Source organism: Quadrisphaera sp. DVD1, from assembly GCF_058932755.1.
Window position 1 is genome coordinate 1 of record NZ_JBZYWI010000147.1, and the last position, 7,461, is coordinate 7,461.

Annotated in this window: 10 protein-coding genes; 5 read left to right on the forward strand and 5 right to left on the reverse strand. The window is 76.2% G+C overall.

The window, feature by feature from the left end:
- The coding region (locus AC5FZL_RS13960) for a M50 family metallopeptidase (protein ID WP_493619495.1) at positions 1 to 369 on the forward strand (369 nt) is incomplete at its 5' end.
- 9 nt (positions 370 to 378) lie between these two features.
- Positions 379 to 1,173 carry an alpha/beta fold hydrolase gene (locus tag AC5FZL_RS13965; RefSeq protein WP_493619496.1) on the forward strand — a complete coding sequence of 265 codons (795 nt, stop codon included), beginning with the start codon at positions 379 to 381 and terminating at the stop codon, positions 1,171 to 1,173.
- Positions 1,174 to 1,190: 17 nt separating this feature from the next.
- On the opposite strand, the gene AC5FZL_RS13970 is transcribed toward AC5FZL_RS13965, so the two are convergent.
- Positions 1,191 to 1,895, reverse strand: coding sequence for a hypothetical protein (locus tag AC5FZL_RS13970; protein ID WP_493619497.1), 705 nt, complete (start codon positions 1,893 to 1,895; stop codon positions 1,191 to 1,193).
- A gap of 28 nt (positions 1,896 to 1,923) precedes the next feature.
- Here AC5FZL_RS13970 and AC5FZL_RS13975 point away from each other — a divergent pair, with 28 nt between their 5' ends.
- Positions 1,924 to 2,139, forward strand: a complete 216-nt coding sequence (locus tag AC5FZL_RS13975; RefSeq protein WP_493619498.1) for a hypothetical protein — start codon at positions 1,924 to 1,926, stop codon at positions 2,137 to 2,139.
- Between the two features lie 53 nt (positions 2,140 to 2,192).
- Here the strand turns inward: AC5FZL_RS13975 and AC5FZL_RS13980 are convergent, their stop codons facing one another.
- The 3 genes from AC5FZL_RS13980 to AC5FZL_RS13990 all read right to left on the reverse strand — a co-directional run bounded on the left by AC5FZL_RS13980 (position 2,193) and on the right by AC5FZL_RS13990 (position 4,899).
- Positions 2,193 to 3,203 (reverse strand): aldo/keto reductase family protein, encoded by a 1,011-nt coding sequence (locus tag AC5FZL_RS13980; RefSeq protein ID WP_493619499.1) that lies wholly within the window; start codon positions 3,201 to 3,203, stop codon positions 2,193 to 2,195.
- Between the two features lie 61 nt (positions 3,204 to 3,264).
- Entirely contained in the window at positions 3,265 to 3,840 is a 576-nt protein-coding gene (locus tag AC5FZL_RS13985) for a DUF3043 domain-containing protein (protein ID WP_493619500.1), read from the reverse strand.
- Between the two features lie 9 nt (positions 3,841 to 3,849).
- A complete protein-coding gene (locus AC5FZL_RS13990; protein ID WP_493619501.1) occupies positions 3,850 to 4,899 on the reverse strand; it encodes a cation diffusion facilitator family transporter in 1,050 nt (349 codons plus the stop codon).
- A gap of 44 nt (positions 4,900 to 4,943) precedes the next feature.
- Between AC5FZL_RS13990 and AC5FZL_RS13995 the strand changes: the two genes are divergently transcribed.
- Complete coding sequence (locus tag AC5FZL_RS13995) at positions 4,944 to 6,350, forward strand: dipeptidase (RefSeq protein ID WP_493619502.1); 1,407 nt, start codon at positions 4,944 to 4,946, stop codon at positions 6,348 to 6,350.
- Here the strand turns inward: AC5FZL_RS13995 and AC5FZL_RS14000 are convergent.
- Positions 6,316 to 6,696, reverse strand: a complete 381-nt coding sequence (locus AC5FZL_RS14000) for a cold-shock protein (protein ID WP_493619503.1) — start codon at positions 6,694 to 6,696, stop codon at positions 6,316 to 6,318. The genes AC5FZL_RS13995 and AC5FZL_RS14000 overlap by 35 nt on opposite strands.
- Before the next feature lie 58 nt (positions 6,697 to 6,754).
- Between AC5FZL_RS14000 and AC5FZL_RS14005 the strand changes: the two genes are divergently transcribed.
- A partial coding sequence (locus AC5FZL_RS14005) for a glycerate kinase (protein WP_493619504.1) occupies positions 6,755 to 7,461 on the forward strand: 707 nt, incomplete at its 3' end.

Here is a 7,461-nt window from a genome sequence, read left to right on the forward strand (position 1 = left end):
GCCGCCGTGCTGTGGGCCGTGCTCGTCGCCCTGGCGCTGCTGCTCGTGCAGATCCGCAACTGGTTCGGCCTGTGGACCGTCCTGGTCACCGGCGCCGGCGTGCTCGCGGTCACCTGGTGGGCGCCGCCGCTGGCGCAGTCGACCGCGGCGCACCTGCTCACGTGGTTCCTCCTGCTCGCCGCCCCGCGCCCGGTCGTCGAGCTGGCCCGCGCCCGCCGCACGGGCCGGGCGCGCGACAGCGACGCCGACCAGCTCGCCCGCCTGACGCGCCTGCCGGGCGGGCTGTGGGTCGCGCTGTTCGGCCTGGTCTGCCTGGCGGCGCTGGCCCTCGGCGGCTCGTGGCTGCTGGGGGCGACCGCCGCGGGGTAGGGGAGCAGCGTGCCTCCTGAGACCCCGCCGACGATCCACACCGTGCGCCGCGGCAGCGGGCGGCCCCTCGTGCTGCTCCACGGCCTCGGCGGCAGCTGGCGCTCCTGGGACCTCGTCGCCCCCGCCCTGGTGCAGCACCGGGAGGTGATCACCCCCGACCTGCCCGGGTTCGGCGACAGCCCGCCGCTGGGGGCGGCGGTGACCATCGCCGACCTCGCCGACGCCGTCACGGCGCACCTGGTCGGTGAGGGCCTGGAGCGGGCCGACCTCGTCGGCACCTCTGTCGGCGCCCGGCTGGTGCTCGAGCTCGCCCGGCGCGGCGTCGGCGGCGACGTCGTCGCGCTCGACCCGGGCGGCTTCTGGAGCCGCGCCGAGCTCGCCTGGTTCAGCGCCACCCTGCGGCCCTCGGTCGCCGCGCTGAAGCGGCTGCGCCCGCTGCTGCCCGCGCTGGCCGCGAACCCCGTCACCCGCACGGCGCTGATCGCCCAGTACTCGGTGCGGCCCTGGGCGCTGCCCGGCGACCTGGTCGCCCGTGAGCTCGTCGGCAACGCCACTGCGCCGTCGGAGGACGCCGTCCTGCACGCCCTCATCGCCGGCCCGCGCCAGCGGGGCGCGTCGAGCACGCCCGGGCGGGTGACCATCGGCTGGGGGCGCCAGGACCGCATCTGCCTGCCCCCGCAGGCGCGGCGGGCCGCGACGCTGTTCCCGACGGCGCAGCTGCACTGGTTCGAGCGGTGCGGGCACTTCCCGCAGTGGGACGCCCCCGAGGAGACGGTCGAGCTGGTGCTGGGCGCCACCGGCTGAGCCGGGCGGCTCGCCGCTCAGGTGCTGGCGACGACGTCCTGCTCGAGGGCGGCGAGGTCGAGGACGTCGGTCGCAGCGTCGTCCAGGCGGTCGGACAGGGCCTCGACGCCGGGGCTGAGGACGACCAGCGGGCCGCTCTCGGCGAGGTCGGCGAAGATCCCGTCGTTGCTCACGACGACGACCTGCACGGGGCCGTCCGCGGCGGCGAGGTCGGCGGCGGCGGCGTCGAGGAGCACGTGGTCGGCCACGTCGCTGCCGTCGGCGACGGCGATCGCCTGGTCGGCGAACTCCGCCAGGTGCGGCCGGGCGCGGCCCACGGGCCCGGCCTGCCCGGCGAAGTGGGCGCGGTCGGCCTGGCGCGCGAGGGTGACGACGGCGGCCATCCGGGCGCGCCAGCGCACCGGACCGGCGCGCAGGTTGTCGAGGTCGACGAGCAGCACGCGCAGCCCGGGAGCGTCCACCCAGAGCGGGGAGTCGGTCAGCAGCGCGCAGAGGGCGTCGGCCAGCGGGTCCGGCTCGGGTGCTGCGAGCACCGCGGGAGCGACCTCGGCGGGCGCCTCGACCGCGGTCTGCACCGGGGTCTGCTCCGTCGGCCGCGAGGCGGCGCGGCCGCGCTGGCGGGCGCCCCGGCCGCGCTGCTCAGCCGGCTCCGCGGTCGGCAGAGCGGACAGGTCGACCCACTCGTAGTCGTCCCACCACCGCGGTCCATCACCAAGCCCCACGCCCCCATCCTGGCAGTAGCGTGGCGGGGTGACGGTCTGGACGTGGTCGTACGAGGACGCCGAGGGCCGCAGCGTCGAGCCGGGCCCGCCCCAGCCGGCGTCCGGCTTCCCCACCCAGGCGGACGCCGAGACGTGGGTCGGGGAGAGCTGGCGGGAGCTGCTGTCGGCCGGCGTGGAGCAGGTGCACCTGCTCGCCGACGGCACGCGGGTCTACGGCCCGATGGGCCTGCGCCCGGCCGAGTAGCAGCCGGGCGCAGGCCCATCGGGGTGGCTCGGGGAGCTCGTCCTCGGACGGCCTCAGACGACGCGGGTCTGCGGCGCGGTCTCGACCGTCTTGCCCGGGTCGCGCTCGACGAGGTCGCCCAGCGCGTCGTCGATGCGGGCCAGCGCCTCGGCGTCCAGCTTCACGCCCGCCGCCTTGGCGTTGTCGTGCACCTGCTCCGGGCGCGACGCGCCGACGATGGCCGCGGCGACGTTGTCGTTGGCCAGCACCCAGGCGACGGCGAGCTGCGCCATGCTCAGCCCGAGGTCGTCGGCGACCGGCTGCAGCTTCTGGACGCTGGTGAGCACGTCGTCGTTGAGGAAGCGCTTGATCATGTTGGCGCCGCCCTTCTCGTCCGTGGCGCGCGAGCCCGCCGGCGGCTCCTGGCCCGGCTTGTACTTGCCGGTCAGCACGCCCTGGGCGATCGGGGAGAAGACGATCTGCGAGAGCCCCAGCTCGGCCGAGGTCGGGACGACCTCGCCCTCGATGACGCGCCACAGCATCGAGTACTGCGGCTGGTTGGAGATCAGCTGGATGCCGAGGTCCTTCGCCAGCGCGTGCCCGGCGCGGATCTGCTCGGCGGACCACTCGCTCACGCCGATGTAGAGGGCCTTGCCCTGGCGGACGACGTCGGCGAAGGCCTGCATCGTCTCCTCGAGCGGCGTCTCGGTGTCGTACCGGTGCGCCTGGTAGAGGTCGACGTAGTCGGTCTGCAGGCGGGTCAGGGAGGCGTTGATCGACTCCATGATGTGCTTGCGCGAGAGGCCGGTGTCGTTCTTGCCGGCCGGCCCGGTGGGCCAGTAGACCTTGGTGAGGATCTCCAGGGACTCGCGCCGCTCGCCCTTGAGGGCCTCGCCCAGCACGCTCTCGGCCTTGCCGTTGGCGTAGGTGTCCGCGGTGTCGAAGGTCGAGATGCCCACCTCCAGCGCCGCGCGCACGCACTGGGTGGCCACGTCGTTCTCCACCTGGGAGCCGTGCGTGAGCCAGTTGCCGTAGGTGATCTCGGAGATCTTCAGGCCGCTGTTGCCGAGGTATCGGAATTCCATGCCCCGACCCTAGGAGGCGCGCCCGCCTCCCACGAACCGGCGGTGGACCGGACCCGTGCGCTCAGCGCGGGGAGGCGCCCCGGGCGATGCCCGGTCGCGGCACGCGCCCGCGCCGCAGCTGGAGGGAGCGCATGACGCCGTAGCGGACGACGCCCTTCTCCAGCGCGGGGGCGCCGAAGCGCTCGGTGATGCCCGCGCGCAGCTGCCGCGAGAGGCGGACGGAGTCGAGGGCGACGACGAGCACGCCCGTCCACAGCAGGCCCATGGTCACCGTCTGGACCCGGATGTTCGGCACCAGCAGCTGGACGACCAGGAGCGCCATGACGAACACGAGGAACCACTCGCCGGCGCTGTGCCGGGCGTCGACGACGTCGCGCACGTAGCGCTTGACGGGGCCGCGGTCACGGGCGGTGAGGTAGCGCTCCTCGCCGTTGAGCATCCCGTTGCGGGCGCGCAGGCGGTCGTCGCGCGACGTCGTGCGCGAGGCCTTCGTGGCGCCCTTGCGGTCGGCCGGCACGAGCGGACGCCGGTTGGCCGCCTCGCGCGCCGAGCGCGGCGGCGTCGGCCGGTTCTTCCCACCGACCTTCTCCGGGCGCGGGGGAGCGACGACAGCGGGTTCCTTGGTCCGTCCGAACACCGCCCCAGTCTAGGGCGCGCGGCTGGCGCCCTGCGGTCCTGCGGTCGCCTCCTGGACCATCCGGGTGGCGAGCTCGTCCCCGTAGCGGGCGCGCACCCGCTCGCGCACCTCCGGATCGTCGCGCGGCACCGGCTCGAGGAACACCTCCGCGACGTCGGGGAACTGCTGGCGCACGTCGCGGCCCATGCGCACCATCGCCTGCTCGACCTCGGCGGCGCTCAGCGAGTCCACGAGGTCCAGGCGGGCGCACAGCAGCACCTGGTCGGTGCCCAGCTGCACGGTCAGCAGGTCGACCACGGCCTCGACCTCCTCCTCGTCGCCGAACCAGGCGACGAGGGCGCGCACCATCCGGGGGTCGGCCTGCACGCCGGTGAGGAGGCGCATGTTGGAGCGCCCCAGCCGGACGGCGATGAAGGCCAGCAGCAGCGCGATGAGGATGCTGGCCACGCCGTCCCAGGTGCTGGAGCCGGTGATCTGGTGCAGGGCGGTGCCCGCGCCGGCGAGCACCAGGCCGATGAGCGCGGCGCTGTCCTCGAAGACCACGGTGGTCGCCGTCGGGTCGTCGCTGGTGCGCAGGAACTCGCGGTAGGTCTGCCGCTTCTCGCGCGCCTCGCCCCGCGTCTGCTTCAGGCCCTTGAGCAGCGAGGTGCCCTCGAGCAGGAAGGCGATGCCCAGGACGACGTAGGAGACGAGCGGGCTCTCGATCTCGGTGGACTCCTCGGTCAGCGCCCGCACGCCCTCGTAGGCCGAGTACAGCGCGCCGGTGACGAAGATCGAGCCCGCCGCCACGAGCGCCCAGAAGTAGCGGGCGCGCCCGTACCCGAGGGGGTGCGTGCGGTCCGCGGCCCGCGTGCTGGTGCGCAGGGCCGTGAAGAGGAACACCTCGTTGACCGTGTCGGCCACGGAGTGCGCCGTCTCCGCGGCCATCGCCGCCGACCCGGTGATCACCGCCGCGACGCCCTTGGCGATGGCGATCGCCAGGTTCGCCCCGAACGCCACGAGCACCGTCGCGGTGCTCTCGCCGCCCCCTGCCGCCGGAGCGGTCCCGTCCTTCGTCACGCCGGGGCTCCTACCCACTTCTGGCCGCGCTACGTTCGCTCGCCATGGCCGTCGATCCCCTCTCCACCACTCCCGGTGCGCGCGTGTCCGCGCGGGTCGCGGAGGTCCTGCCCGGCGTCCGCGCCGACCTCGAGGCGCTCGTGCGCATCCCGAGCGTCTCGGCCGCGGCCTTCGACCAGGCCCACGTGCGCGCCAGCGCCGATGCGGTGGCCGCCCTGCTGCGCGACGCGGGGCTGGCCGACGTCGAGCTGCTCACCGGCGCGCGCCCCGACGGCAGCGAGGGCGCGCCGGCCGTCGTGGGCCGGCGCCCGGCGCCGCCCGGCGCGCCGACCGTGATGCTCTACGCCCACCACGACGTCCAGCCGCCCGGCGCGGCGGACGGGTGGACGACCCCCGCGTTCGAGCCCACCGAGCGCGACGGCCGCCTGTACGGCCGGGGCACGGCCGACGACAAGGCCGGCGTGATGGTCCACGTCGGGGCGCTGCGCGCGCTGCTGCCCACCTGGGGCCCCGGCGACGGCGTCGGGCTCGTGGTCTTCGTCGAGGGCGAGGAGGAGGTCGGCTCGCCGTCCTTCACCGACTTCCTCGCGCGCCACCGCGACCGGCTGGCGGCCGACGTCATCGTCGTCGCGGACTCCGACAACTGGAGCGTCGACCAGCCGTCGCTGACGACCAGCCTGCGGGGCCTCGTCGAGGCCCGGGTGACCGTGCGCACCCTCGACCACGCCGTCCACTCCGGCATGTACGGCGGCCCGGTGCCCGACGCGCTCACGGCGCTGGTCCGCCTCCTCGACCGCCTGCGCGACGCCGGCGGCGAGCTGGCGGTGCCGGGCCTGCACGCGGGCCCGGCGGCGGACGTGCCGCTGGAGGAGCGGGCCCTGCGCGCCGACGCCGGGGTGCTCGACGGGGTCGAGCTGATCGGCTCCGGACCGCTGCCCGAGCGGCTGTGGACCCGCGCGGCCCTGACCGTGGTGGGCCTGGACGCGCCGTCGATCGCCCAGGCGTCGAACACCCTGCTGCCCTCGGCCGCCGCGAAGCTCTCCCTGCGGGTGGCGCCGGGCCAGGACCCGGCCGAGGCCTTCGCGGCCCTGCGCGAGCACCTGCTGGCCACCGCGCCGTTCGGCGCGCGGGTCGAGGTCGAGCTGCTGGAGGCGGGGCAGGCCTTCGCCGGCGACGTCACCGGTCCCGTCTACGACGCCGCGCGGACGGCGCTGAGCGAGGCCTGGGGCGGCGTCGAGGTCGTGCACGCCGGCATCGGCGGCTCGATCCCCTTCATCGCCGACCTCACCGAGCAGTTCCCGGACGCCACCGTGCTGGTCACCGGCGTGGAGGACCCCGACACCCGCGCCCACGGGCACGACGAGTCGCTCTCGCTGGCGGTGCTCGAGCGCGCGACGCGGGCCGAGGCGCTGCTGCTCACCCGCCTCGCGGGGGCTCCGGCTCAGGGCTGACCGGCAGCTCGAAGGGCGCGTCGAACCCGATCCCGAGCGCGCTCGTGTACGACGCGGCCTCCGAGCCGGACCCGGCCTGAGGTGCGAACGGGCGCTCGTAGCCGGGGTCGACGCCGTCCGGGCGCACGGTCAGCGCGCGGTAGAGGAAGCCGTCCTGGTCGGCGTCCACCCAGGTCAGCTCCACCCCCGTGCCCGGCACGAGCGTCGCGAGCCCGGGCATGACCACGGCGGCGTGGCCCACCCAGCAGCCGCCGGGGGTCTGCGGGCTGTCGACGACGCCCCAGCCCTCGTCGTCGTTCCAGGTGCGGACGGTCCCGCGCACCGGCGGGTGGGTTCGGCTCAGCACCCGCGTCATCCTGCCCGCCCCTACCGCCCGGCGGCAGAGGCGGGCAGGATGCCCTGCCGTGCGCGTGGTGATCGCTCCGGACGGCTTCACCGGCACGCTCAGCGCCCCCGAGGCGGCGCGGGCGATGGCCGAGGGGTGGCTCGCGGGCCGTCCGCACGACGAGGTCGAGCTCCTGCCGCTCTCCGACGGCGGGCCGGGGTTCCTCCAGGTGCTGCACGGCGCCCTCGGGGGCGACCTGCTGCCGGTCGCGGCGCACGGGCCGCTGGGCGCGCCGCTGGAGGTGCCCGTGCTGCTCGTCGGCGCCACCGCCTACGTGGAGTCGGCCCTGGCGTGCGGGTCGGCGCTCGTGCCCGCCGCCGAGCGCGACCCCCTGGCGGCCAGCACCGCCGGCGTCGGGGAGCTGCTCGCCGCGGCGCGGGCGGCCGGCGCCACCCGCGTCGTCGTCGGCCTCGGCGGGTCCGGCACCACCGACGGCGGGGCGGGTCTGCTCGCCGCCCTGGGCGCCGGGCCGGCAGGGGTCCTGGCGCGCGGCGGCGGGGCGCTCGCGGGCGTCGCGCCGACCGACCTGGCCGGGCTGGCCGCCGTCCGCGCGGCCTGGGCCGGGGTGCAGGTGGTCGCCGCCACCGACGTCGACGTGCCGCTGCTCGGGCCGCACGGCGCCGCGCGCGGGTTCGGCCCCCAGAAGGGCGCCGGCCCCGAGCAGGTGCGCCAGCTCGAGGTCGGGCTCGGCGCCCTCGCCAGGGCCCTCGCACAGGTGCTCGGCGA

Bases quoted from the DNA above. Each gene is read 5' to 3' on its own strand.
- AC5FZL_RS13995 (WP_493619502.1), top strand. From the start codon at position 4,944: ATGGCCGTCGATCCCCTCTCCACCACTCCCGGTGCGCGCGTGTCCGCG.
- AC5FZL_RS13980 (WP_493619499.1), bottom strand. From the start codon at position 3,203: ATGGAATTCCGATACCTCGGCAACAGCGGCCTGAAGATCTCCGAGATC.